Genomic DNA, 382 nt, shown 5'->3' with positions numbered 1-382 from the left:
AAACTGTGCCGGACTGATATTTTCATGTTTGTGAAATATACGATCGAGCGCCCGTCTGCCAGATAGTCCCAGGGTTACGGCAATTGCATCGATACTGTCATTGCTGCTGGTTAACAGATGCTTGGCTTGTTTTATCCGTACTTGAGTGATCAGTTGTTTTAATGAAGTCGCTTCCTGTTGCAGGTGGCGATTCAGAGTGCGGGTGCTGATATTGAAGTGCTCGGCAATGGTTTGCTGGGTGGCCGAGAAACTGAGCTGGCCATTGATCAGGGCACGTTGGATGTGATTGCAGAGTGAACCCGCCCGGACGAGTTTGCGAAACTGTTTTTCAACTACCTGACGCATCATTTGGGTGATGTTCGGGTTGGTATGGTGTAACCCC

At 49.2% G+C, this 382-nt stretch carries 1 protein-coding gene; it reads right to left on the bottom strand.

Translation table 11 applies throughout. From position 1 onward, the window contains the following. Positions 1-382: helix-turn-helix domain-containing protein (locus tag Q4563_RS16895; RefSeq protein ID WP_303605316.1), on the bottom strand; the 382-nt coding region annotated here is incomplete at both ends.

It is taken from the genome of Gilvimarinus sp. 1_MG-2023, from assembly GCF_030548285.1.
The sequence above is the reverse complement of the archived record's forward strand: the minus strand, read 5'-3'. Positions and strand labels throughout refer to the sequence as shown.